The organism is Pseudoalteromonas sp. OOF1S-7, assembly GCF_022347765.1.
In the GTDB taxonomy this organism is placed as follows: domain Bacteria; phylum Pseudomonadota; class Gammaproteobacteria; order Enterobacterales; family Alteromonadaceae; genus Pseudoalteromonas.
On sequence record NZ_JAKRFZ010000007.1, the window covers coordinates 55,835 to 79,109 of the forward strand.

At 50.4% G+C, this 23,275-nt stretch carries 21 protein-coding genes and 1 riboswitch; of the genes, 11 read left to right on the top strand and 10 right to left on the bottom strand.

Translation table 11 applies throughout. The features are described from left to right. Nucleotides 1–14 precede the first annotated feature (14 nt). Genes MHN33_RS11900 through MHN33_RS11915 form a run of 4 tightly spaced genes read left to right on the top strand, consistent with a single transcriptional unit; the run spans nucleotide 15 to nucleotide 3,645 of the window. The gene (locus MHN33_RS11900) at nucleotides 15–1,508 is read left to right on the top strand and encodes a LysM peptidoglycan-binding domain-containing protein (protein WP_239398201.1); all 1,494 of its coding nucleotides are present in this window, start codon (nucleotides 15–17) and stop codon (nucleotides 1,506–1,508) included. A 41-nt stretch (nucleotides 1,509–1,549) separates the two neighbouring features. After that, the gene (locus MHN33_RS11905; RefSeq protein ID WP_239398202.1) at nucleotides 1,550–2,044 is read left to right on the top strand and encodes a peptidylprolyl isomerase; all 495 of its coding nucleotides are present in this window, start codon (nucleotides 1,550–1,552) and stop codon (nucleotides 2,042–2,044) included. 9 nt (nucleotides 2,045–2,053) lie between these two features. Beyond that, a complete protein-coding gene (locus MHN33_RS11910; RefSeq protein ID WP_239398203.1) occupies nucleotides 2,054–2,782 on the top strand; it encodes an SDR family oxidoreductase in 729 nt (242 codons plus the stop codon). Then, nucleotides 2,779–3,645: an amidohydrolase family protein gene (locus tag MHN33_RS11915; protein WP_239398204.1), complete on the top strand. Its 867-nt coding sequence runs from the start codon at nucleotides 2,779–2,781 to the stop codon at nucleotides 3,643–3,645. The genes MHN33_RS11910 and MHN33_RS11915 overlap by 4 nt, the downstream gene beginning before the upstream one ends. On the opposite strand, the gene MHN33_RS11920 is transcribed toward MHN33_RS11915, so the two are convergent. From MHN33_RS11920 to MHN33_RS11940, 5 genes are all read right to left on the bottom strand, one after another. Continuing rightward, a complete protein-coding gene (locus tag MHN33_RS11920) occupies nucleotides 3,608–4,333 on the bottom strand; it encodes a YggN family protein (protein ID WP_239398205.1) in 726 nt (241 codons plus the stop codon). The genes MHN33_RS11915 and MHN33_RS11920 overlap by 38 nt on opposite strands. 177 nt (nucleotides 4,334–4,510) lie before the next feature. Then, nucleotides 4,511–5,050, bottom strand: coding sequence for a DUF1566 domain-containing protein (locus tag MHN33_RS11925; RefSeq protein ID WP_239398206.1), 540 nt, complete (start codon nucleotides 5,048–5,050; stop codon nucleotides 4,511–4,513). Next, entirely contained in the window at nucleotides 5,050–6,735 is a 1,686-nt protein-coding gene (locus MHN33_RS11930) for a DUF1566 domain-containing protein (RefSeq protein ID WP_239398207.1), read from the bottom strand. Before MHN33_RS11930 ends, MHN33_RS11925 begins: the two co-directional genes overlap by 1 nt. A 142-nt stretch (nucleotides 6,736–6,877) precedes the next feature. Then, the gene (locus tag MHN33_RS11935; RefSeq protein ID WP_239398208.1) at nucleotides 6,878–7,210 is read right to left on the bottom strand and encodes a hypothetical protein; all 333 of its coding nucleotides are present in this window, start codon (nucleotides 7,208–7,210) and stop codon (nucleotides 6,878–6,880) included. A 12-nt stretch (nucleotides 7,211–7,222) separates the two neighbouring features. Then, nucleotides 7,223–7,939: a DUF2982 domain-containing protein gene (locus MHN33_RS11940; RefSeq protein ID WP_239398209.1), complete on the bottom strand. Its 717-nt coding sequence runs from the start codon at nucleotides 7,937–7,939 to the stop codon at nucleotides 7,223–7,225. A 245-nt stretch (nucleotides 7,940–8,184) separates the two neighbouring features. Here MHN33_RS11940 and MHN33_RS11945 point away from each other — a divergent pair, with 245 nt between their 5' ends. From MHN33_RS11945 to msrA, 3 genes are read left to right on the top strand one after another with little or no spacing between them, the layout of a single operon-like run. Further along, nucleotides 8,185–9,234, top strand: coding sequence for an efflux RND transporter periplasmic adaptor subunit (locus MHN33_RS11945; RefSeq protein ID WP_239398210.1), 1,050 nt, complete (start codon nucleotides 8,185–8,187; stop codon nucleotides 9,232–9,234). A 3-nt stretch (nucleotides 9,235–9,237) separates the two neighbouring features. Continuing rightward, nucleotides 9,238–12,348, top strand: coding sequence for an efflux RND transporter permease subunit (locus MHN33_RS11950; RefSeq protein ID WP_239398211.1), 3,111 nt, complete (start codon nucleotides 9,238–9,240; stop codon nucleotides 12,346–12,348). A 2-nt stretch (nucleotides 12,349–12,350) separates the two neighbouring features. Continuing rightward, nucleotides 12,351–12,881 carry a peptide-methionine (S)-S-oxide reductase MsrA gene (msrA, locus tag MHN33_RS11955; RefSeq protein WP_239398212.1) on the top strand — a complete coding sequence of 177 codons (531 nt, stop codon included), beginning with the start codon at nucleotides 12,351–12,353 and terminating at the stop codon, nucleotides 12,879–12,881. A 55-nt stretch (nucleotides 12,882–12,936) separates the two neighbouring features. On the opposite strand, the gene MHN33_RS11960 is transcribed toward msrA, so the two are convergent. Together MHN33_RS11960 and MHN33_RS11965 are read right to left on the bottom strand one after the other, a co-directional pair. Further along, nucleotides 12,937–14,808: a TonB-dependent receptor gene (locus MHN33_RS11960; protein WP_239398213.1), complete on the bottom strand. Its 1,872-nt coding sequence runs from the start codon at nucleotides 14,806–14,808 to the stop codon at nucleotides 12,937–12,939. A 37-nt stretch (nucleotides 14,809–14,845) separates the two neighbouring features. After that, a riboswitch (cobalamin riboswitch) is annotated at nucleotides 14,846–15,033 on the bottom strand. Nucleotides 15,034–15,135: 102 nt separating this feature from the next. Beyond that, on the bottom strand, nucleotides 15,136–15,618 hold the full coding sequence (locus tag MHN33_RS11965) for a YajQ family cyclic di-GMP-binding protein (protein ID WP_239398214.1): 483 nt from the start codon (nucleotides 15,616–15,618) through the stop codon (nucleotides 15,136–15,138). Nucleotides 15,619–15,787: 169 nt separating this feature from the next. On the opposite strand from MHN33_RS11965, the gene MHN33_RS11970 reads away from it, so the two are divergent. Continuing rightward, a complete protein-coding gene (locus MHN33_RS11970; protein ID WP_239398215.1) occupies nucleotides 15,788–16,141 on the top strand; it encodes a VanZ family protein in 354 nt (117 codons plus the stop codon). Next, nucleotides 16,134–17,057 carry a 2-dehydropantoate 2-reductase gene (locus MHN33_RS11975; RefSeq protein ID WP_239398216.1) on the top strand — a complete coding sequence of 308 codons (924 nt, stop codon included), beginning with the start codon at nucleotides 16,134–16,136 and terminating at the stop codon, nucleotides 17,055–17,057. The genes MHN33_RS11970 and MHN33_RS11975 overlap by 8 nt, the downstream gene beginning before the upstream one ends. Nucleotides 17,058–17,100: 43 nt before the next feature. Here MHN33_RS11975 and thiI read toward each other — a convergent pair whose 3' ends face one another. Beyond that, nucleotides 17,101–18,558: a tRNA uracil 4-sulfurtransferase ThiI gene (gene thiI, locus MHN33_RS11980; protein ID WP_239398217.1), complete on the bottom strand. Its 1,458-nt coding sequence runs from the start codon at nucleotides 18,556–18,558 to the stop codon at nucleotides 17,101–17,103. A 126-nt stretch (nucleotides 18,559–18,684) separates the two neighbouring features. Further along, nucleotides 18,685–19,341, bottom strand: a complete 657-nt coding sequence (locus MHN33_RS11985) for a TetR/AcrR family transcriptional regulator (RefSeq protein WP_239398218.1) — start codon at nucleotides 19,339–19,341, stop codon at nucleotides 18,685–18,687. Between the two features lie 176 nt (nucleotides 19,342–19,517). On the opposite strand from MHN33_RS11985, the gene coaD reads away from it, so the two are divergent. Continuing rightward, on the top strand, nucleotides 19,518–20,000 hold the full coding sequence (gene coaD, locus MHN33_RS11990) for a pantetheine-phosphate adenylyltransferase (RefSeq protein ID WP_239398219.1): 483 nt from the start codon (nucleotides 19,518–19,520) through the stop codon (nucleotides 19,998–20,000). Continuing rightward, nucleotides 19,997–21,361, top strand: coding sequence for a capsule assembly Wzi family protein (locus MHN33_RS11995; RefSeq protein WP_239398220.1), 1,365 nt, complete (start codon nucleotides 19,997–19,999; stop codon nucleotides 21,359–21,361). Before coaD ends, MHN33_RS11995 begins: the two co-directional genes overlap by 4 nt. A gap of 46 nt (nucleotides 21,362–21,407) precedes the next feature. Here the strand turns inward: MHN33_RS11995 and argH are convergent, their stop codons facing one another. Then, nucleotides 21,408–23,273, bottom strand: a complete 1,866-nt coding sequence (argH, locus tag MHN33_RS12000; protein WP_239398221.1) for an argininosuccinate lyase — start codon at nucleotides 23,271–23,273, stop codon at nucleotides 21,408–21,410. Between the last annotated feature and the right edge of the window lie 2 nt (nucleotides 23,274–23,275).

A 23,275-nucleotide genomic window follows, 5' to 3' on the forward strand; every position in this document is an offset into this window, starting at 1 on the left:
CTGGTCGGTTTTTTATGTCTTGGTGGCGCGTATTGAGTTCGTTACGCTGCGGTGTCATCGTGTTGTGTTCAGTGGTACTGAGCGCATGTATCAGCGCTACGCCCAGGCATGCAACCCCAGTGGAGATAACAGCGGCCTTAAATCTGCAAGTCGAAGAATCACCGCCTGCGACACCTGTACCATCAGCAGTCTCAGCCCCCTTACCGGCAATCACCGAGCAGCCACAACAATATCAGGATCTGTGGCAATATATTGCGGCTAACCTGAGCTTTGACATCACGCCTAATGCCCGGTTGCAAAAGCGCGTGGCGTGGTATCTGTCGCAACCCAACTACCTGTTAAGCGTGAATGAACGGGCAGCCCCCTACCTCTACCACATAGTCAAAAAAGTAGAACAACGTAAACTGCCCATGGAGCTGGTTTTACTGCCCTTTGTGGAAAGTGATTTTCGCCCCACCGCCCGCTCTTCCCAGGGCGCTGTAGGGGTCTGGCAACTGGTCGATGCGACCGCTTATCACTTCGGATTGAAGAGCAATGACTGGTATGATGGTCGTCAGGATGTACTGGCAGCGACCGACGCGGCACTCGACTACCTGCAATATCTGCGACAAAGATTTAAGGGTAACTGGTTGCACGCACTGGCAGCCTATAACAGCGGTGAGGGACGAGTCAAAGCCGCTATTAGGTACAACCAAAAGCACAGCCTCAGTAGCCACTTCTGGCATCTGAAGCTGCCCAGAGAAACCGCCGATTATGTACCCAAACTACTAGCATTAAGCTACCTGCTGCAGCATCCCCAGACCGGCCTGCAACGCCCCAGTTTAGCGAACGAAGCGCAAACGACGGTACTGGATGTAGGACAGCCTTTTAATTTCGGTATTCTGGCCGCGCTGCTCAACATTGATAAGCAGCGGCTGCACCAGCTTAATCCTGGTTACTTACGCCATCAAAGCCCGTCCAATGGACCGTTCAAGGCCCTGTTACCTATGGATCAGCAGCAATTATTTGCCACCGACTTCTACCGTCGTCAGTTTAGTACCCACTACCAGGTTAAGCTCAATGACACCTTGTATGGTATCGCCAGACGCCACAACACCAGCGTGGCGCAATTAAAACAGCTGAATAACAAAACCCGCGACTTGATCCGGGTTGGCGAGACTCTGCTGATCCACAGAGCACATGCTAAAGATGACCTCACTGTCGACTATGAGATCAGCCCCTACCTGCAACAACAGCGTCCGGCTAAAGTTGCCACCTATGAAAAACATCATGTGATCCAAGATGGCGATTCTCTATGGGCAATCAGCCGCCAATATCAAGTACCTATGAAGGACCTGCTCGACTGGAATCAGCTGACCACGCAAAGCCTGCTCTCTCCCGGCGATACACTGCTCCTTCATTTGCCGGTAGAGGCACCTCCGACACCGCCTGCTGGGGCCGCAGCGGGAGCCGCTAAAGATTACCTCAATGAATTAAAAACACTGGTCAAGCCGAAAAGCGATCCGTAGAATGCCTGTCACGACAACACTACGAAAATAAAGAGATTACTATGCAGATCGCAAAAAACACTGTGGTTGAATTCCACTACACCCTGAGTGAAGCGGGTGAACAGCTGGAAACCAGCACCGGACAAGATGCACTGATCTACCTGCACGGCGCCGAAGGCATGTTACCTGGACTGGAAGCCGGACTAGAAGGCAAAACAACAGGCGATAAAATCTCCCTGACTCTGGAGCCAAAAGACGCCTACGGCGAATACCAGGAAGGACTGACTCAGCGTATCCCAATCAAACACCTGCAAGGATTGGGCAACAACAAGGTCTGGAAACCGGGTATGACCGCCATCGTTGAATCTAACCAGGGCCGTCATCAGGTGCAAATTATCAAAGTGGGCCGTTTCAATGCCGATTGCGATTTAAATCATCCATTTGCAGGTAAAACACTGACCTTCGACATCGAGATCCTGTCTGTACGCGAAGCGACGGCGGATGAAGTGGCACACGGCCACGTTCATGCTGAAGGCGGTTGCGGTCACAACCATTAAGGAATACACATGCAAAAAGTTGCCATTGTAACCGGTGGCAGCGTCGGCATTGGTAAAGCCATTGTCGAACGTCTGCTCAATCAGGATTATCAGGTTTTTAATCTGGACCTTCAAAACGCACCACAGGGTGAGTATCGTCACTGTGATGTCAGCGACGTCGATGCAGTGCGCAGCACCATCGCTGACATCCTTGCCACCACAGGGCGTATTGATGCGCTGGTGTCCAATGCAGGAAAGCACCTCAGTGCCACCATAGAGGACACCGATGAAGACACCCTGGACCAGCTTTTTGCCCTGAACGTCAAAGGCGCATACAGTGCCATCCAGGCAGTATTACCAACGATGAAAACACAACGCGATGGCAGTATTGTCTTGATTTCATCCGATCAGGCGCTGGTTGGTAAACCCAACTCCTTTGCCTATAACCTGACAAAAACCGCGCTCGCATCAATGGCCAAAACCACCGCTTTGGATTATGCCAGTTACAACATTCGCGCCAACGCTGTATGTCCAGGGACCATAGAAACCCCCCTGTTTCATCAGGCTATCGACCGCTACTGTGAAAAAAGCGGTGCAGATAAACATGCCATTGTCACTGAAGAAGCAGCATTACAACCTTTGGGTCGGCTCGGCCGGGCAGATGAAGTGGCCGCTCTGGTCACATTTTTACTGGGTCCCGACGCCAGCTTTATTACCGGCAGTTTGCAAACCATAGATGGCGGGTATACAGCACGATGAACAAGATTATCGACCCTCACCTTCATTTTTTTTCGCTGCAAAAGGGTCAATATCACTGGCTGAAGCACAACCCGCCAGCCTGGCCTAATCTCGAGCAGATCCGTCAGGACCATTTGCCCGATGCGCTGCTGGATCAGAGCGGCTTTACCCTTGAAGGGTGCGTACATATTGAAGCGGGATTTGATAATGACCAGCCCCGACGTGAACTGACATGGCTGGCAGAGATATTACCAGCTTCGCGTTACAAAGCAGTGAGCTACGCCCAAATTGATGCGCCGGCTGCACAATTCCGCGCTCAGTTAGATGCACTGCGCCATCCCAGCCTGGTTGCCATTCGCGACATTACCGAAGGTCAGGATGCCACTCGCCTGCAAAGCCCTCAGGTCACCGAGAACTTGGCTTACCTCAGTGAGTGTGGCTTACATTTTGAAGCCCAATTTGAGCTGTCGCAGCATAATATTGTGAAGCACCTGTGTCACATCACGCAGCAGCTGCCGCAGTTGCGAATTATGCTCAACCATAGCGGTCTGGTAGGTCAGCATGATGACTGGCAGGACAATGCGGCCATGCTGGCAGCACAACCAAATTGCGCCATCAAATTTTCTGGGCATGAGTTGCTGGACCACCCGCAGCCCTTGCAGACACAGCTCAATCGCCTGCTGGCCTTATTTGGTCGTAAGCGAGTGATGTTTGCCTCCAACCACCCGGTATGCCTGATCCAGCATAGCTATGAAGCAATATGGCAGCAATATCTGTCACTGTGCCGCGAAGATGCACCACTGTGGCACCGGCTCAGTTATGCCAATGCCAAAGACTGGTATGGGTTTAACGGATCTGAACCAAGTCGTATGCCGCCAGACTAGGCACAATGCTTTGCAGTCGGGTTTCGGTTTTATCCAGCGCATTGAGACACTCGCAGTATTCATCGGCTTTTTCTTCCAGCTGATAGGCCTTCTTTTTCAGCGATTTATCTATTTCACGAGAGATGATCTCCATGCGCTGACCCATATCGCTGAAACGGTCTTCGATATTACCTTCCCGGGCTTTAAATGCATCACCCACCGACACCAGAATGGCACCCAGAGAGCCGTGCACCGCAGAATGGATCCGCTCACTGATCTCCTTAGTAAAAAAGTCATCTATTTTTGACAGTGACTGCGGGGCAATGAAATAGAAGTCTTCACCGCGCTTAAACTTGTCCATCAAAGCCCGTTCTACATATTGCAACTGAGTTTTTAGCACCTCTGGGTCGTTATCTGACATTCCCTCAACCACCTGCTCTATGGCACTCAACCCCAGGTTCACGCCATCCGTTGCCAGGTTAACCAACTCAGGAACCGTATCACGGATCCCAAGTGCATACTCATTCAATAATTGGGTATCCTGATCACTCAACTGGATCCACTTACCCTTTATCAATAGTTGATTATCATTGTTAATCTGAACCCGGGTCTGGTTCTTGTCGACAATCCGGATCACCGAGTCTGTGATGATCAGGCCATGGCCCAGCTCAACATCACATTTTCCGGCAGCCTGAAGGGGGGCTGCCATCAGCCACAACACGGATAGTAAAAGGAATTGTATTATGCGTACACAGAACACGTGCTACCTCCACCTTAAGATAGAGTGAGCGTAGCAAATTTAATGAGGCCAACCCACCCGTTTGCGGCGGGACTGGCCAATTTTTGCGCCTAACAGCAGTAAACCTGATCAGTTCATACGTTAATGTTATTCACAGAACGCATAGCGTGCGAGTCTGACATACGCCTGGGAACTTTTGTTAAATACATTACTGACTTTGCCATCGCCAAAAGAAAACAGCCAGGCATTCGATGGCGTCCCTTCTACCGTGGTGCTGGACCAGTAGTTTTTTTCCAGCGTAGCAAAAAAGATAGTCTCATTGATGGATGGTTTCACACAGCGGTGCTCAACGATACTGGCCAACTCCTTTACATTGGGCAAATGCCAGTCACTGTAGCCGGCAAACTCCTGAGCATTGGCAGTTTGCAGTGCCTGTTGCCAGCTCAGTTCCTGCGCTACGTTGTCGCAGCTGTCCTTGTCGCTATTGTATACCTGACCAAATGTGCAGCGCTGCCACATCAGGTTGGTTTGCTTGTCGCAGACAGTGCCATCTGAGTTAACGACAAACTGATCCTCGGGCGTCGTATCGGGCACCGGCCCCGATGAAGCACAAATTTGCGACGCATTGACCACAGCGCTAACACTCAAAGCACCCAGTGCAACGATGAATAGAGTCACAGTGTTCATTAGTCATCCTCCCCATAACGGCGGACCAGCCTGACATAGGCAGTCTGCGATTTGTTGCGTGTGACGTCATTGCCCGTTTTCATATCAATGACCAGCGCCCTGACCAAATTCGCGTCTTTACCATCGGTTCCGTCAACACTGGTTTGCGTGGTCCAGTAATACTGATGTCCCAGCAATGCCTCTGCCGGTACATTAGGAAAATAATCAGGGTCGAGTAAATAGTCTCCATTGCTGTTATGATCCAGCAAGTTAGCCAGCTCCATATAGGTTGGTAAGCGCCAGTTATTGCCGCCACAGAAACTGGCCGCATTGACCGCGTCGATTAATGCTTGCACGCCACAATGGGTATTCTGCGGACAGGTCGAGTTGGGCGCTCCCGGATCGACATTCGCGCCTTCTATAAGATACCAGGTGTAATGATTTTGCGCATTGCGTGTGCTGGTATTAGGTAATACTCCCGCCGTCGCTTCTTTGACTTCCCAGATCAGGCCGGTCACGTTATCCAGTACACAGCTAAAGTCTGTCGCATCCACCGTCAGCGGTTCAAATTCCTCACTGAACTTAGTAAAGTCAAACGCTTGATTACCCTGACCACTTTTGGGTAAAAATTGTACAACCGCATCCCGCCCCAGTTCCGCGTCTTGCCCGGGAAAATCGCTATTACCACAGCTTATCTCCGAGCTGTTGTTGTAGCATTTAGTAGTGCCAGTATCATTCAGCTTGCCAAGCGGTTTGGGCAAAATTTCGATATTCACCGAGTCCGAACCGGTACGCTGTGCACTGTCGGTCACTGTCACTTTAAAGTCGATTGAAGTGGCTTGATTGCCACTTTTTAACGGCGCCATAAAGGTGGTTTTACACGCCTGTTCATCTGCCAGTGTAACGGCACTGCCATTGCTCACCTGTTCCCACAGGCAGGCAAACTGACCATCAACGGTCACACTGCTGCTGGCATCAAGGGTAACCGTGTCCAGCTCCTGAACTTGCTGATCGGTGCCGGCATTGGCCAGCACCAGTTGATCATTGGCAACCAAAGAGAGTTGTTTTGTTGACGTTGCGCTGGCACCTTCATCATCAGTGACCGTCAGCTGCCACTCGATTGTATCGGCGGATTCCAATAAAGGGTGCACAAAGCTCAGTGTCACCTGATCGGTGCGCTGCGCCGTTACCGTGGCTGGTCCATCTAGCATCTTCCACTGGTAGGCAACGATACTGCCATTCTCATCGTTATCACTGGACTCGGCCGCAGACAGAGTGATGGTATCTGCATATTTGGCGGTCCCTTCTTCAGGTGCTATTTGCGATATTTTGGCACTGGGTAACAAGTTAACAGAAATTACATTGACGATCAGCGTATCACTGGCCGACGAACCATCAGGCGCCGTATAGCTAACCTTAAGTTCAATCTTGCTGTCACCCTTAACATCCGGTGCCGTTACTGCCAGCTCCTCGCCTTCTTGCGGAAAGCCCTCAACCTCAGGTCCCGATATCACTTGCCAGCTAAAAACCCCACCAGATGGCGAGCCCAGGGGTTTAAGCGTAAATTCGCTTTTTTCATTCACCCGGATGTCCGGGCCGGCATTAACACTAACACTGATAGTCGGGCTCTCATCACCATCAGAGCCGCCGCCACAAGCACTCAACACACTCGCAAGGCCCAGAGCCAGTACTGATTTCTTCAGCATGGTAACTCCTAAAAAGTTACTTATTCGTTGTGCAGTACAGTATTGACTGCCAACAAACTAGTTGTGATTTTGCCAGGGGATTGAGCACGGCAGACAAGGCTTATCCCTGTCCGGCGTGCGGGTGTGATGAATTGTGAAAAGTTTAGAGGTAACTATCCTGGTGGATCCGAACAAATAACTTTGTGCCTACTTTACTGTAATCTACCTTGTATTCGCGCCCATCAAGCGCCTGAATAAACAACAGCCTCTTTACTTCACCGAACACATCCACGCTGGCCACGTGAACTACCTCTAAGTAACGCTCTTTTGCTTCGCGACGGTTTCTTGGCAGTTCCTCTTTAAACGGTACCAACCCCGTAGGAGTCACCTTGATTTTTGGGTGATTTTCTCCATTCACGATCACTAAATCGAGCTTTTTTTCTTTATGGATAATGGTGTTACGACCACTTTTAATAAAAGCTTTATCAAAGCTCATGTATTTATCCTGTTACTTCATTGCTGAGGCAGCCAACTCACTATGCAAGTTTTTGACCACCTCTTCGGGTGTTAACTTCCAACGATTCATGACAGTGGCAAATTGCCAGATATCCCTGTCGAGTACATTGGCAGGCAACATTAAGTCGTAGCCTGTCAATGTCTTAAAGTTCTGCATCCGATTTGCGAACATCGCCATTAATCCAGAGTAAGGCTGACCATTCGGTGAGGTGTAACTCGCCTCTTCTATCAACCATTCTGATGGGCAATTGCCACTACTACAATGTATTTTAACAGCTTGTAAAAAAATATTCCGCTGTTCTATCAGTAATTTTCCAGCTAACCTGGGAGTCAGATGGGATAAAAATACATCAATATCCTTTAGTTTAATACCTACAACATTTAACTCAAGCGTTTCAACTCCTTGAGTGACACTTGGCACCCCACTGGAGTGAAAATTGTCATGCTCTAAGAGCAATTCACCAAACTGGTGATGGTAAACCAGCTGCTCGGGGGTCATTTCAATACTATAATAAGGTTGCTGGCTTTTCAGAAAGCCCAGCATAATCGCAACAATCGCGGCACTCGCCAGTGCAATTTCAAGTAACGAAATGGGCGTTGCCCGTAAGGTGACAAACACCATGATGACCATCAGCGCTATTGCACCAACCAGCATAAACTCTATGCTGTGGCGATTGGCTGACGCACGCAGTCTGACCGGTTCAAGCATAACTATAAAACCACAAATAAAAACCGTACATAATGATCCCCCAGAACACCATTTTACGTATTTTCAAACATCTTGGGCATGGCTTAAGCTTTTTCATAATGCCTTAATTTTTGGGTACAAACTTCAACATTTAATGCACCTGTTTACTCACTTTTCGGTTAACGCACAAATATACAGGACGTTCGACGATTTGCTCTATTTGGAATTTTTGTACACTAAAGCCCCGCAGTCAACGAGAATCAATTATGCGCGCCAGTCAATCGGGTAAAGCCCTCTTTCCTTTTATAATTTTAGTGCTTATTGCACTTTGCGGCTATCTCTATTTACCTGCCAGCAATGGTAACAGTAAGACATTTTCCGGCGCGCCGACCCAAGTCGCTGCGGTCACCATAGAAAAACAAAGCCGAGCTATCACCATTAACGCGATAGGATCAGCCCGTGCCAATCATGCCCTGAATATCACCAGTGCACAAAGTGACTATGTGAGCAGCTTGTACTTTGATGATGGTGACAGAGTCAAACGGGGTGATAAACTCGCCCAGCTACAAGATCTTAAAGAGCAGCTGGCGGTACAAGAATTAGAAGTCAATCTCAAAGAACAACAACGCCAGCTTAAACGCCTGACAGAACTGGCCAAAACCCAATCTGCCGCACGCTCTCAGCTGGATAGCCAGCACGCTGTTGTTGATGCGCTGGAGATCCAGTTGCAAACGGCACGCACCAAACTTGCCGAAATGGCCATTTACGCGCCGTTCGATGGCATACTCGGTCAGCGCCTGGTGTCAGTTGGCAGCTTTGTTGATAATAACAGTGTATTGGCCACGCTGGATGACATCAGTATCATCAAGGTAGACTTTCAGGTGCCTGAAAAGTACCTCGCACAACTTCAGCTCAAAATGCGTGCCTCGGTCTCCAGCGATGCGTATCCGGATCAAACGTTTGATGGCATCATCACCCATATCGATCCACGTATTGATGACGCCACCCGCAGCGTTCGTGTCACAGCAAGCTTCGACAACCCACAAGACCTGCTCAGACCCGGTATGCTTTTGCACGTTTCACTCTTTTTGGGTGAGCTAAATGCCCTCATGGTGCCGGAGAAAAGCCTGATCCCAAGACAGGATAAACATTTCATCTACACCATCAATGAAGGTAAGGCAAAACAACAGCAGGTGAACGTATTGTCTCGCTTCCAGGGCTGGGTTGCCGTCGATGGACTGTCTGTGGGTCAGCAAGTGATCACCGAAGGCACCACCAAAATTCGTAACGGCAGTGCCGTTGTGGTTAAGGGGTAGATTGTGCGGATCACCGATACAGCCGTAAAGCGGCCCGTTTTTGCTATTGTTATCAATCTCTTGCTACTAACCTTTGGTTTGGTTGCGTTTACCATGCTACCGCTGCGTGAATATCCCGACATTGAAACCCCAATCGTCAGCGTCAGTACCGATTACACTGGTGCGTCTGCCGAAGTGGTTGAGACCAAAATCACGCAGGTGCTGGAAAATCGTATTTCGGGCATTGAAGGGATCAAAAGTATCACCTCATCAAGTCGTAACGGGCGTTCTAACATCACCATAGAATTCAACATTGATCGTAATATCGACGCCGCTGCCAACGACGTGCGAGAGCGGGTATCGCGGGCACTGGACCGACTTCCAGAACAAGTTCGCCCACCTGAGGTGTCTAAATCAAACAGTGATGAAAGCCCGATAGCCTGGTTTGTATTGAACAGTGAAACCATGGACACCCTGCAACTATCGGATTACGCCCAGCGCTTTATCGTCGACAGACTGGCAGTGGTTGATGGTGTATCAAACGTTCGTATCGGTGGCGAGCGCAAATATGCCATGAAGATCTGGCTGGATCGCCGCGCTATGGCTGCGCGTGACATTACTGCCAGCGACATTGAGCAGGTACTGCGTAACGAAAATGTCGAGCTGCCGGCCGGTGAAATTGAATCATTAGATCGGGACTTTGCCGTGCGTATTGCACGCAGCTACAAAACCCAGCAAGATTTCAATAACCTGGTTATCAAGCGCGGTGCACAGGGTTATCTGGTGCGCCTGGGCGAGGTTGCCGATGTACGTCTGGAAGCGGCCGATGTGGAAAGTACCTTCCGCGGCAATGGCAAAAACATGATAGGCCTGGGTATTGTTAAGCAAGCTAAAGCCAACACCCTGGATGTGGTCGACAATGCACGCAAAGAGCTGGAAAAAATCAAGCGTAATCTGCCAGATGGCACCACCATTCAGGATAGCTATGATTCATCCATATTTATTCGCGAGTCGATCGTAGAAGTGTACCGCACCCTGGGTATTGCCATGGGGCTGGTGGTACTGGTGATTTTCTTGTTCCTCGGTAACATCCGTGCCACTCTGATCCCGGCCATCACCGTGCCGATTGCGCTGATTGCCACTTTTACCTTTTTATTCGCCATGGGGTATTCCATTAACTTGCTTACCCTGCTGGCACTGGTCCTTGCTATCGGTCTGGTCGTGGATGATGCCATTGTCATGCTTGAAAACATTCATCGCCGCATCGAACTGGGGGAACCGCGTCTGCTCGCCGCCTATCGGGGCGCACGCGAGGTCGGCTTTGCCATCATCGCCACCACATTAGTACTGGTTGCCGTTTTTGTGCCTCTGGTGTTTATGGAAGGCCGCATTGGCGCTTTGTTTACTGAGTTTGCACTGGCCGTCAGTGCAGCGGTGATCTTCTCCAGCATTACAGCACTGACCCTGTCACCTGCACTGTGCTCTAAAGTGCTGAAAGCCAGCAACAAAGAGAGTCAATTTTCTCAGTGGATGGAGCGTCAGTTTGGTCGTCTGGAATCTGCCTATCGTAATGTGATTAGCGACAACATCACTCGACGCTACAGCTTGCTGCTAACCCTCTTGCTGGCTGGCTTCGCCAGCTACGCGCTGTTCCAGCAAATTCCCTCAGAGCTGACCCCCAAAGAAGACCGGGGCACCTTCTTTATTATGATGAATGGCCCAGAGGGAGCCAGCTATGAAAATAACGCGGCTAATATGGCTGAGATTGAGCAACGTCTGCTACCTTACGTCGAAAAAGAAGAACTGAGCCGGGTGCTGGTGCGGGTACCTGGCTGGGGTGGTCGGGGTGGTGTCGCCATTATAGGTATGCCGGACTGGGATGAACGTAAACGTTCAACCTGGGAAGTCATGGGCGAGATCAGTGGTCAAATGCGAGAAGTGACCGATGTACGTGCCTTTGCCATCATGCGCCGTGGAATCGGCGGAGGCGGCCAGTCCCGTCCTATCGAATTCGTTCTGCAAGGTAATGACTACGACGAATTAGTCGACTGGCGGGATCGCATTTTAACCCGTGCCCGCGCCAATCAGGGACTGGTCAGGCTCGACCATGATTATAAAGAAACCTTCCCGCAATTTTTGATCAGCATAGATAAGCTCAAGGCCGCCGATCTCGGTGTGTCTGTCAGCGACATTGGCCGCACCCTAGAAACCATGCTGGGCCAGCGCCGTGTGACGACCTTCATTGATCGCGGTGAAGAGTATGATGTGATCCTCAAAGGCACCAAAGCCGATTTCAGTGCACCACACGACATCGCCGATATTTATGTCACCTCACGCAGTGATCAATTGGTGCCGCTGGACAGCCTTATCACCATTCGCGAAGAAGCCACTGCGTCGCGTTTAAATCGCTACAATCGAATGCGGGCGATCACCATCACAGCCAACCTGGCGCCGGGCTATACGCTGGAACAGGCGCTGGATTTCCTTAACCAGGTTGCAGCGGAAGAAAATGACATTGACGGTGCCATCGACTATAAAGGCGAATCTCAGCTATTTTACGAAGGCGCGTCGGCCATGACCTATGTGTTTATTCTGGCCCTGACAGTAACATTTTTGGTATTGGCGGCCCAATTTGAGAGCTTTGTTCACCCACTGGTGATCATGCTGACCGTGCCACTTGGCCTGGTCGGCGCCATGTTTGGCCTGTATGCCACCGACAGCTCGCTGAATATCTACAGTCAGATCGGAATAGTCATGTTGATCGGCCTCAGTGCCAAAAACGGCATCTTGATCGTTGAGTTTGCTAACCAGCTCAGGGACAAGGGCGTGGCATTTGAGCAGGCCATTATCGATGCTGCGGTACAGCGACTCAGACCCATTATCATGACCTCGCTGACGACGGTAATGAGTGCCATTCCTCTGGTTCTGGCCTCGGGTCCAGGCTCAGAGAGCCGTATGGTAATAGGGGTGGTGGTGTTTGCCGGGGTCAGTGTCGCAACCATTTTGACGCTGTTTGTAATCCCCTGCGCCTACGCCATGCTCGCAAAGCGTACGCAGTCACCTCAGGCAACCAGCGACAAGTTGCTTGAGCAGCACGATGCCCACCCGCAAACACAACAGGAACGGGAGATTTAATAATGAGCCAGCAAATTGCCACTTTTGGTGGCGGCTGTTTTTGGTGTATCGACGCCGCCTTTCGCAGAGTCAAAGGCGTCACGCAAGTGGCCTCTGGTTATGCCGGCGGCCACACTGATAACCCGACTTATGAGCAGATCTGTACCGGTCAAAGTGGCCATGCCGAAGTGGTTCAGCTTACCTTTGACAGCCAACAGGTCGACTTCTCAATGCTACTCGAGATGTTTTTTGCGCTGCATGATCCCACCCAGCTGAACCGTCAGGGCAACGACATTGGTACTCAGTATCGCAGCGTAGTGTTTTACCATGGCGATGAACAACGCTCATTGACGCACCAACATATTGATGCGTTAGCCCCCACCCTGAGTGCACCGATAGTGACCGAAGTGACGGCTCATACGCACTTTTACCCTGCTGAACAGTATCATCAGGATTACTACACCAGCAACCCCAATCAAGGCTACTGCAGCGTGATGATAGCGCCCAAATTAGCCGCATTCGCTGAGAAGTTTGCCGATCATCTCGACACATGAATTCAGCGCTTAAGATAAAAAAGGAGGCTCAGCCTCCTTTTATATCCCCTGCAATCTAGAAGGTAATGCGACTACCCACATAGATTTGTCGGCCTGGCGGCTCATAAGGTAACAAAGTGCCGTCGAGCGTTTTACTGGCAACCGAATTGAAGTATTCTTTATCGGTGAGATTTTCCAGTCTCAGAGTCAGCGCAATCGGCTCAAGTAACTGATAATTAGCACTCAGATTAAAGACGGTATAAGACGGTAAGTCGGTATCAAAGTAACTGATCGACGGACGCTTATCTCGATATTGCATCGCCAGTCTCACATCCAACTTGTCCCACTGCTTAGACAGTACATAGTTAAAGGCAGTACCCGGACGACGAGGCAAATCTTCCCGCTTTTCTTTGTCTCTGGCGTCCAGTAATGTTAGGTTGGCTGCATGCTCCAGACCCAGCGCCGAGAATTGCGCACTGAGCTCAATCCCTTTCATGTGCGCACGCCCCACATTGGCGGGAATGTATTTATTAGTTTGCGCGTCAAACTCATTGCTGATCAGGTTGTCGATACGATTGTCAAAAATGGCCACATCATAACGTACATTCGTGCTCTCCACCGTGACACCCACTTCATTATAAGTGCCCTCTTCTGGTTTTATCTCTGTATTAGGCAGATACCAGGGACTGTCTTTGACAAAGGCATTGGTCAGGCTGGGCGCGCGAAATGCAGTCCCATGGTTGACCCGGAAAGTCACGATATCGGAAGCTCTGAAACCCACATCTGCGGTGTATGTATTCGCGCGACCATGATGCTCATAATCATCGCTGCGTACAACCGTATTCAGCAACCAGCGCTTGTGATCATAAAAAGCTGCGGCAAATAAGGCGGTGTTATCACGTTCAGCAATCGAGAACTGTGCACTTGATGAAGACAAGTCTTCATTTAAGCGACTCACGCCGCCCATCAGTTGCAGTGATGGTGTCATTTTGTAACGAGCGCGATACTCAAACTCATCCCGTTTAGTACTGTAAACATCCTCGGGCGGTGGAGCTCCGTTTTCAGGCTTAACAGACAGGAACTGCGTATTCTCCTCCTGCGCAAGGCTGATTGAAGCTTCCTGGATCAATACATCCGATTGCTTCTGCCAGGCCAGCTTAGTGGTGTAATTATCAAACTTGTAGGCATCATTGCCATATGAAGAGTCGTAATCCGCTTCTCCTTCACTGCGCTGTGCGTATAGAGCAAGTTGCCCGTACTGCGCCAGGTCGTAACCCAGTTTTACGCCCATATTGGTGTTGTCGTAAGCATCACTGTCGTGCTCTTTGGTGCTTGGCGCTGCTGGATCTTTGGCCGTCACGTCATAACCATCTGTGGTTTCATAACCAAAATGATAATTCACTGTCAGCTTATCTGCCTCAAATTGGCCAGCCAACTGAGCACCACCATAGTTGCGGCTGCCCGAAGTCAGTGCCAGTTGATGGCCCTTCTGTTCACGGGTAATAATGTTGATCACCCCGGCCACCGCGTCTGAGCCGTATATGGCTGCGCGTGCACCTTTGAGTACTTCAATGCGCTCGATGCTGTTGACCGGTAAGTTAGTAAAAGACACATCACCTGAATTGGCATCACTGATCCGCACGCCGTCAACCAGTACTAAGGTATACTTAGTGGCAGCACCACGCACAAAAACGCTGGCTTTTTGACCATAACCGCCACTGCGCACCACATCTATGCCAGCCAGGTTATTGAGCAGAGTCGGCACGTCCCTTACATTAGCCCGTTCAATTTCAGCACGCTCAACCACTGCCACAGAGGTCAATGTATCAATACTGGCTTGTTCAAACTTGTTCGCTGTAATCGTAATATGTTCAATATCTTGCGCAGACAGCACAGAGAAAGGCAACACAGCCAGCATGGCCATGGTTAAGGTAGATTTTTTAAACATGAGTTCCCCTGATCCACGCCCACCGCGTGAATTACAACTATTGAGTGTGCTTCAGGGCCGGTTTCCGGACTTACCTGCCACAACCAGTAGGTTGTGGCAGGCTCACCGTTGCGGGGGCAGTGCCGGATTAATGCCTGTTCCTGTGACATGCACCAGCTTCCCGATTATTCAAATCTTTAGGAGACTCCAGGCTCCTGATCTGACACCCTGAAAAGTTGGCGTTATTGTCGGGGATCTGAGGACAAAAAGCAACGGACGTCTAGCATGCTAAAAACCATATTGGGCCTCAGCATGCTAAATAAAAGAAGGGGGTTACTTCGGCAGGATTTAATCCCGGAAGTTTTTAAACTGGAAAGGCTGACCCAGCTCAGCGCCGCGGATCAGCTGCATGGCTTCCTGTAGATCATCACGTTTCTTCCCTGTCACACGAACAGTATCGCCCTGAATAGACGCTTGTACCTTGATCTTAGAGTCTTTAATAGCCTTAACCACTTTCTTTGCCATGTCTTTGTCGATCCCTTGTTTCAGCATCACTTTACGTGATACGTACTTACCCGACTTTTCAACATCTTTTAGCTCAAAGCTGGCAACGTCCAGACCACGCTTGGCCGCCTTACCTACCAGCATGTCGAACAATTGCATCACTTGCTGCTCAGATTCACTTTTCAGTGTGATCGCTTCATCTTTCAGCTCAAATGACGCCTCTACGCCACGGAAGTCAAAACGCGTGCTCAGCTCACGATCAGCGTTATCGACGGTGTTTCTCGCCTCAGTCATATCAATTTCAGACACAATGTCAAAAGAAGGCATATCTAGCTCCTGGATAATGTTTTTCCGGATTATAGCAATCCAAAAGCTGTGGCGCGACTCTCCTCTGTGCAATCGTTTATAGATCCGGAACAGAATGACTCTGCTTCATCCCATTTTCAGATTTCGATGATATACTGGCCCTCTCAACCCTAGTGATTTGGAAGTATTTGTGGCACGCCGACTTTATCAATGCCTGTTATTACTCTCTCTGGCCGTTTGCACTTTTTTGTTTGCCAAAGAGATCCAAACCAATCAAGTTGTTAGATTTGAACACGCCGACAAGATCGCCCATTTTGGGGTATTTTTCGTGCTGGCGTTTTTCTCTCACCATGCATTTCGATTTAAGGTTTGGTTTCACCTGCTACTACTGACACTCTACGGTGCCGGTATTGAGTGGATGCAAGACACACTTCCCTATCGTCAGGCATCCTGGGGAGACTTTGTTGCGGATCTTGCGGGCGCCGTCAGCTATTTTTTGCTCTACTGGGTTTACTGCCGTAAAACCGGAAAGCCCTATGCCTGAAGTATTCATTGTCGGCAAAGGGGCCGTCGGTTTATTACTGGCCGAGCGACTGGCAAAAACCCATTCCGTTACCCTGATCACTAGGTCGCCAACACAGACCGTTTTTGCTCAACATGCCGAATGTACTCGTCCTCTCGCGGTCAAATGCCTGAGCTGGCAGGAGCTGGCAAAACGGAACACCCGCATTGCTTTGTGCATCGTGCCCGTCAAATCGTATCAACTCAGTGCCGCATTTGCGACGCTCAAACCACACCTTAGTCCGGATGCCAACGTTATTTTCAGCCATAACGGGATACAGGCACTTGAGCCAGTTAGGGCTGAATTATCTGCTCAGCAGGGACTCTTTTTTCTGTCCACCAGTATGGGAGGCTGGAAACCTAACGCTCACACCGTCGCATTCACCGGCCCGGGTTTAAGCGTCTTTGGCCCCTGTAATTCAATCGCTCAACAGCGAGTGTCATCATTGTTTGATACGCTGATTAAGCCTCACTTTACCCCCGCACAGTTGTCCGACGATATTCAGCTACTACGCTGGCAAAAGCTGTGCGTTAACCTGGCCATTAATCCACTCAGTGCCCTGGCCGGACAGAAAAATGGTCGCCTGCGCGCCCCCTGTTATGCGTCGGAAATTTTGGGAGTACTCAGTGAAGCGTGTACCGTTGCCAACCACATGGGTGTGCCTCTGAAACTACATGAAGAGCTGCAACGGGCGTATCAGGTTATGACGCTTACCGCTGACAACTTTTCGTCTATGGCACAGGATGTGAAACATCAAAGACGTACTGAGGTAGACGCGATGTGTGGCTATATTGTTGAGCAGGCAAAGCAATATGGACTATCCGTGCCGCACAATATGAAATTATTAACCAGTATACGAGCGTTGCACCCGGCAGAGAACAAAGCAGAATTGGGCTGAGCATCAACGCTTTGCTCAGCCACGGTTAGAAGTGAGGGTTGTGCTATGGACGATATACTCTGACGTTCGCAAAGCCGTTTTCGTGCAGGATCAATGCCTGTAACTGGCTCATCACACCTTTATTGCAGAACAGGTAGTAGTCTTTGTCCTGTGGCAAGTCACCAAACTTAGTGGCCAGGCGGAAAAACGGCAAATGGATCACTTCAATCCCATCCAGCTCAAGCGGCTCAGCATCTTCTTCTTCCGGGGAGCGAATATCGACTACCACGGCACCCGCTGGCAGGTCGCTGACATTTTCTGCTTCTTTGACTTCTTCTTTTGCCTCGGCTTCTATCTCGCGGATGTCTTTGACAACGGCATTTTCAACCACAGTATCCAGTACATCAAAGTCGAACTTACTTTCTTCCGCTTCGATTTTTTCCAGCTTAGCTTTGACCGTCGGTTTTTTCGAGATCACACCGCAGTATTCTGGCATCGACTCCGCCATTTCACAGGTGCCAATCTGGCGTGCAATACGAATGATCTCTTCTTTATCATATTGGATCAGAGGGCGCAGGATCAGCGTTTCCGTCACACGGTCAATCACATTGAGGTTCGCCAGCGTCTGACTGGACACCTGACCAATACACTCACCGGTTACCAGAGCCTGAATACCAAAACGCTCAGCAACGGCCGACCCGGCTCGCATCATCATTCGCTTAAGCACGACGCCCATCTGACTACTTTCGATGTTTTCCAGAATCTCAGCAACCACAGGCTCGAAATCAACCGTGATAAACCGCACTTTGTGGGTTGAGCTGTATTGCTTCCAAATATAATGGCTCACCTGTTTAACCCCAATCTCGTGCGCTGCTCCCCCCAGGTTGAAGAACAGGAAGTGTGTTCTCGCGCCTTTGCGGATCATCTGGTAGCTGGCCACGCCCGAGTCAAACCCGCCCGACATTAAGGACAGCACATCTTCTTGAGTTGGCAGTGGGAAGCCACCCATACCTAAGTGCTTGGTTGTGACGATATAAGCGCGGTCACCTTTTACTTCAATCTTGACCGTGACATCTGGCTTGCGTAACTGTACCCGGGCTCCCGGCACATGCTGATTCAGACCACCGCCGACATACCTTTCCACATCACTGGAGGTAAAATCATGATCACCCTGGCGTTTAACGCGCACGCAGAACGTTTTGTTTTCGATTTGCGGGCCCACCAGCGGCAGGGCTTTTTGATAAATGTCGTCCAGGGTTTCAAACGTGGTTTCCTGTACTTCCAGAAACTGAACTATACCCGGAATACGACCCAGACCACTGATAAATGCTTTACGGATCTTCGGATCTTCGCTTTGCGTCACCACAGTGATGTTGTCCCAGTTGTTCTTTACCGTCACTTTTTCATCAAAGCGGCTCAGCACCAGTTTAATGTTTCGCTCGAGTACCATAGTAAAACGTTTGCGAACCGATTTACTTTTGATCACGATTTCGGGGTGCAATTTGACGATAAATTTAAACATAGAAGTCACTCTTGGTTTGGACATGAATGCGCAATTGGCGCGCCGGTAACGGGCGCGCGATTATAGCAGACTTATTAAAGACTAGGAAATATACAGAGGATAACCAGCTTTTTCTGGTGTGCGGGGTCAGGCTATGCTGGGCAATGCGGCATCTGCCATGGCCTGATAGTGCTGCTGTAATTGTTCAATTTTGTCCCGGCTGAGTGAGGTAGCATAGGGTTTGAACAACATTAATACCTTTACAATACCATTATAGATATCTTGTTGTTCAAGTACGCCTGTCATTCTGCGCGCTTTAACATACGGTGTCCAAAAGCTCACCACCATTTTCAGCATATGCGCCAGCTCATTGGCGTCGTCATTACTGATAGCAATCACTTCAGCCTCACGTAACCCGATAACAACGGCTTTTACCTGGTCAAACAGTCGTGCCTGAAACGCAATGTAATCTTTTTTAAGGACATCGTCACGCGCCAGAATATCATTCAGATTGTCGTAGAAAAAATGGTATCGCCACATCAACTCAAATAACGAATCAAGGTACTGAGTAAGCTGCTCAACCGGCTCGTCATGAGCGGCTAACGGTTTAAAGTGAGTGCTGAGGTGCTCGCTGTACAGAGCAAAAATATTGCGGATGATGTCTTCTTTATTTTTAAAGTGGTAATACAGGTTACCTGGACTGATCCCCATGTTGGACGCAATGTGATTGGTGGTGATTGTTCGCTCGCCATGTAAGTTAAACAAAGCAATGCTGGTACGAATAATTTTTTCCTTGGTGTTCATATTCGGTTCTCTGATAACACGTAATTAATGAGGCAATATTGACCTTTCGGTTATAACGCACAGTGAAAATAGCACTAAATGGGAATAACATTAAATTTTCATTTTGAAATCAGACCAGTGATATTGTGCCGCAAGCTTGATAATATAGGGCAAATTTGAATTGTTCTGATCTCAACATGCAAGTAACCGCTTTATATCCGGGTACCTTTGACCCGCTCACCAACGGGCATGCCGATTTAATCAAACGCGCGGCCAAGATGTTCGATACTGTCATTCTAGCCATCGCGCATAACCCTAACAAAAAGCCCTGCTTTACTTTGGATGAACGTGTTGCTCTGGCTAAAGAAGTACTGGCGGCACATAGCAATGTCAAAGTGATTGGTTTCACCGGGCTGTTGGTCGACTTGGCTAAGCAACAACAAGCCAATGTGCTGATCCGCGGGATCCGGGCGGTTTCCGATTTCGATTATGAATTTCAGCTGGCCAACATGAATCGCCGCCTGTTTCCAGAGCTGGAAAGCGTATTTCTGACCCCGTCCGAGAAAAACTCTTTCATTTCTTCTACTTTGGTCAAAGAAGTAGCCTTGCATCACGGTAATGTCAGTGAATTTGTCAGCCCATTGGTAGCCAAAGCCCTAGAGGAAAAATTACACGGATGAAGACCCCATTTTTTATGTTCGGCAGCCTGGTGCTGGCATCGGCCCAAGCATTTGCCTCTCCCTGGGTTGATGCTCAGCAGAGCAATCTTAAACACTCCATCGACCTGCTGGTCAGTGCCGGCGTTATCCAGCGTCCGGTTAATCAATACCCCCTGATGTGGAATGGTCTGGTGGGTGATCTGGCCAAAGCAGACGCCAGCGCGCTGCCCGACGATGTGCAGTTTGCCCTGCGACATGTCAACCATGCTTTGGATCAGGCCAGGCAGAACGTGCGCTCTGGCATAGAGGCACATTACAGTGATGAGCAGACCACACCCGCTGGATTTGGTCAGCAAACCCGCTCTCGCAGCGGTATTCGCAGCTATGGGCAGATCACCGGCAGCCATGTCAGTGCCCGAGTGCAGGTCAACTATACGGACAACTCGCAGGACGGAAAATATGTCAATCACCACGGTAGCCACCTGGCGGTGTTGCTGGGTGACTGGGCGTTTAGCGCAGAGCGGCTTGATTACTGGTGGGGTCCGGGCAACGAGAATGCCCTCATGCTCTCCAATCACGCGGCCCCCATGAAGGCGCTGCGCATCAGCCGGGCCAATACCAATTACAGTGGTCCCAGCTTTTTGTCTTTTATCGGCCCCTGGCAGGTCACCGCCATCGCGGCAAAACAGCGCCCGCACTTGGCCGTCGACAACGAAAAAGACTTCTGGGGGATCAGAGTATCGGCCTCCCCGCTAGCCGGGCTGGAGCTGGCGTATGCCACCACTGCCAGTGATTTTGTTTATCACACTGATCAACAGGATGAAACCCGGGCACAACAGCGTCTTAGCAGCGTGGATGTCAAGTACGCCTCGCGCATTGCGGGGATCCCTGTTGCCTTTTATGGCGAGCTCAGTGGTGAGAACGACCAGGGGGCATTGCCAGAAAACAGTGGTTTCACCTTAGGTGCAGAGGCCTTCTGGGGCACGATGGAGTATCGTATCAAATCTTATCTTGAGTACAGTGATACAGAAGCCGACTGTCAGGCACAACAGGCCAGTTTCCAGTGCCATTTTGAGACCACAGGCAAAGGTGCAGACTATCTTGAGCGAGGACGCTGGCTGGGTGCCCATATGGGCCCACAGGCAAAGTCGCTGAGCTTGGGCGCCAACTACTACGGTATGGGGGGTTACGGGGGTTACGCCAAACTAAAACGGCTTGAGTTTAGCACCCTGGATATCGACCGGGATTTACTGCAGGTGGGTTATCAGCAGGGCTTGTTTAACGGCTTGCTCAAACTGGATCTGGCATACTGGCGTGATAAAGGCGCGACTGACTCAAATAACGAAACATCCGCCTCAGTTAGCTGGGAATACCGCTTCTAAATAAGCTAAAGCGCCTTAGTTGGCGCTTTAGCTTATCACTGTGGATTCAGGCCACAAACTGACAGGGAATACGTGCGGGCTCAGCAGCCTGCAACATAAACTCCATCGCCACTTCATCACAGTTATTTTTACGCAGGCACAATTCACAATCTTTCATGACTTTTTCCGGCAAGCTGTCCTTGTTGCAGCCGCTAAAGCCTTGTTTGTCGAAAAAGCCGGGCACCCGGGTCAGCACGATCACCCGCTTTAACGCCAGTCGCCTGGCTTTATCCAGCAAATGCGAGACCAGCAACTGCCCCTGGCCTTTCACCTGCACCGACGGATCGACCCCGAGTGAGCGGATCTCGGCCAGCCCCGTGTCATAAATATACAGCGACGCACAGCCGGTGACCTTGCCATCAACCTCAGTCACAGCAAACTCATTGATACTGTGGATCATATCGCTTTTGGCCCGCGGCAGGTTTTCTCCAACTTTGGCCCAGTACTGGATCAACCCAGCAATGGCTTCAACATCGTTTAAGGTGGCGTCACGTACCGTGATTTGCTGTTTTTTTTTCGCCGCTCCTATGGCCGCTGACACCTGCGCCACTGAAGTGCCGCCTTTCGCACTGCGTGCTGCAATGCAGGCATCCAGTTGTAATACCGGGTAAACATCCTGCTCTATCTGTGCACAGACCGACTGAAATTGCGCCAGGCTGAGATCTTCCAGATTTTTTTGCTCACTCAGGGCCAGCTGTACCAGCTGACCGACGATGTGATGCCCTTCACGAAACGGGATGCCTTTAGCAACCAGGTAATCGGCCAGCTCAGTGGCATTGGCATGCCCGCCCTGCGCCGCATGCTTGGTTTTATCGCCATTTACTCTCACACTTTCAATGCAGGACTGAGCCATATGCAGCGCCGCCAGCCAGGTTGGCATGGCGTCAAATACGCCTTCTTTGTCTTCTTGCATGTCTTTGTTGTAGGCCAGCGGCAGTGCTTTTAACGTCATCATCATGGCGCTGAAAGCCCCAAACACACGGCCGGTTTTACCCCGGATCAGCTCCAGCGCATCGGGGTTTTTCTTTTGTGGCATTAAAGACGAGCCGGATGTGACATTGTCGCCCAGCTCAATAAAGCCCGCCTCTCCGGAGTTATAAAAAATCATGTCCTCGGCAAGGCGCGACAAATGCAACATGGAAATAGACGCACAGCTCAGTAATTCCAGCACAAAATCCCGGTCCGACACGGCATCCAGGCTATTGCGGGTGGCGCAGCGAAAGTTCAGTTCCGCAGCCAGCTGCTCTCTGTCGATATTGTAGGCAGTCCCCGCCAGTGCGCCACTGCCAAGCGGGCATTCATTCAAGCGTGTCACGGCATCCTGCAGGCGCGAGGTGTCACGTTCCAGCATCTCCACATAGGCCATGCACCAGTGGCTGAACAACACAGGCTGTGCCCGTTGCAGGTGGGTATAGCCCGGCAAAATGGTGCCCAGCTCACGCTCTGCCAGCGCAACAAAAGCCGCTTTAAGCGCCCCAAGCGCTTCGAGCAGGGTGCCAGCCGTGTCACGGCACCATAACCGAAAATCGGTGGCCACCTGATCGTTACGGCTGCGTCCGGTGTGGAGCTTTTTGCCCAGATCGCCCACTTTGTCGATAAGACGGGCTTCCACATAGGAGTGAATGTCTTCATACCCTGCCGTCGCAATGGCATGCGGATCAGCACTGGCCTCGTCCAGTAACGCCTGCAAAGCTGCCACCAGCTCGGCATGTTCATCAGCGCTCAAGACCTGCACTTGTTTGAGCGCACCCGCCCAGGCTATCGAGCCAACAATATCCTGCTCAGCCAGCTGATAGTCAAACGGCAAGGAATCATTAAATTGTTTAAAGGCCGCATCCGGCCCAGACGAAAAGCGTCCACCCCACAGTGCCATGT

Excerpts from the sequence above, each read along its gene's own strand:
- MHN33_RS11900 (WP_239398201.1), top strand. The coding sequence starts at position 15 with ATGTCTTGGTGGCGCGTATTGAGTTCGTTACGCTGCGGTGTCATCGTG.
- MHN33_RS11905 (WP_239398202.1), top strand. The coding sequence starts at position 1,550 with ATGCAGATCGCAAAAAACACTGTGGTTGAATTCCACTACACCCTGAGT.
- MHN33_RS11910 (WP_239398203.1), top strand. The coding sequence starts at position 2,054 with ATGCAAAAAGTTGCCATTGTAACCGGTGGCAGCGTCGGCATTGGTAAA.
- MHN33_RS11915 (WP_239398204.1), top strand. The coding sequence starts at position 2,779 with ATGAACAAGATTATCGACCCTCACCTTCATTTTTTTTCGCTGCAAAAG.
- MHN33_RS11920 (WP_239398205.1), bottom strand. The coding sequence starts at position 4,333 with ATGGCAGCCCCCCTTCAGGCTGCCGGAAAATGTGATGTTGAGCTGGGC.
- MHN33_RS11925 (WP_239398206.1), bottom strand. The coding sequence starts at position 5,050 with ATGAACACTGTGACTCTATTCATCGTTGCACTGGGTGCTTTGAGTGTT.
- MHN33_RS11930 (WP_239398207.1), bottom strand. The coding sequence starts at position 6,735 with ATGCTGAAGAAATCAGTACTGGCTCTGGGCCTTGCGAGTGTGTTGAGT.
- MHN33_RS11935 (WP_239398208.1), bottom strand. The coding sequence starts at position 7,210 with ATGAGCTTTGATAAAGCTTTTATTAAAAGTGGTCGTAACACCATTATC.
- MHN33_RS11940 (WP_239398209.1), bottom strand. The coding sequence starts at position 7,939 with ATGCTTGAACCGGTCAGACTGCGTGCGTCAGCCAATCGCCACAGCATA.
- MHN33_RS11945 (WP_239398210.1), top strand. The coding sequence starts at position 8,185 with ATGCGCGCCAGTCAATCGGGTAAAGCCCTCTTTCCTTTTATAATTTTA.
- msrA (WP_239398212.1), top strand. The coding sequence starts at position 12,351 with ATGAGCCAGCAAATTGCCACTTTTGGTGGCGGCTGTTTTTGGTGTATC.
- MHN33_RS11960 (WP_239398213.1), bottom strand. The coding sequence starts at position 14,808 with ATGTTTAAAAAATCTACCTTAACCATGGCCATGCTGGCTGTGTTGCCT.
- MHN33_RS11965 (WP_239398214.1), bottom strand. The coding sequence starts at position 15,618 with ATGCCTTCTTTTGACATTGTGTCTGAAATTGATATGACTGAGGCGAGA.
- MHN33_RS11975 (WP_239398216.1), top strand. The coding sequence starts at position 16,134 with ATGCCTGAAGTATTCATTGTCGGCAAAGGGGCCGTCGGTTTATTACTG.
- thiI (WP_239398217.1), bottom strand. The coding sequence starts at position 18,558 with ATGTTTAAATTTATCGTCAAATTGCACCCCGAAATCGTGATCAAAAGT.
- MHN33_RS11985 (WP_239398218.1), bottom strand. The coding sequence starts at position 19,341 with ATGAACACCAAGGAAAAAATTATTCGTACCAGCATTGCTTTGTTTAAC.
- coaD (WP_239398219.1), top strand. The coding sequence starts at position 19,518 with ATGCAAGTAACCGCTTTATATCCGGGTACCTTTGACCCGCTCACCAAC.
- MHN33_RS11995 (WP_239398220.1), top strand. The coding sequence starts at position 19,997 with ATGAAGACCCCATTTTTTATGTTCGGCAGCCTGGTGCTGGCATCGGCC.
- argH (WP_239398221.1), bottom strand. The coding sequence starts at position 23,273 with ATGGCACTGTGGGGTGGACGCTTTTCGTCTGGGCCGGATGCGGCCTTT.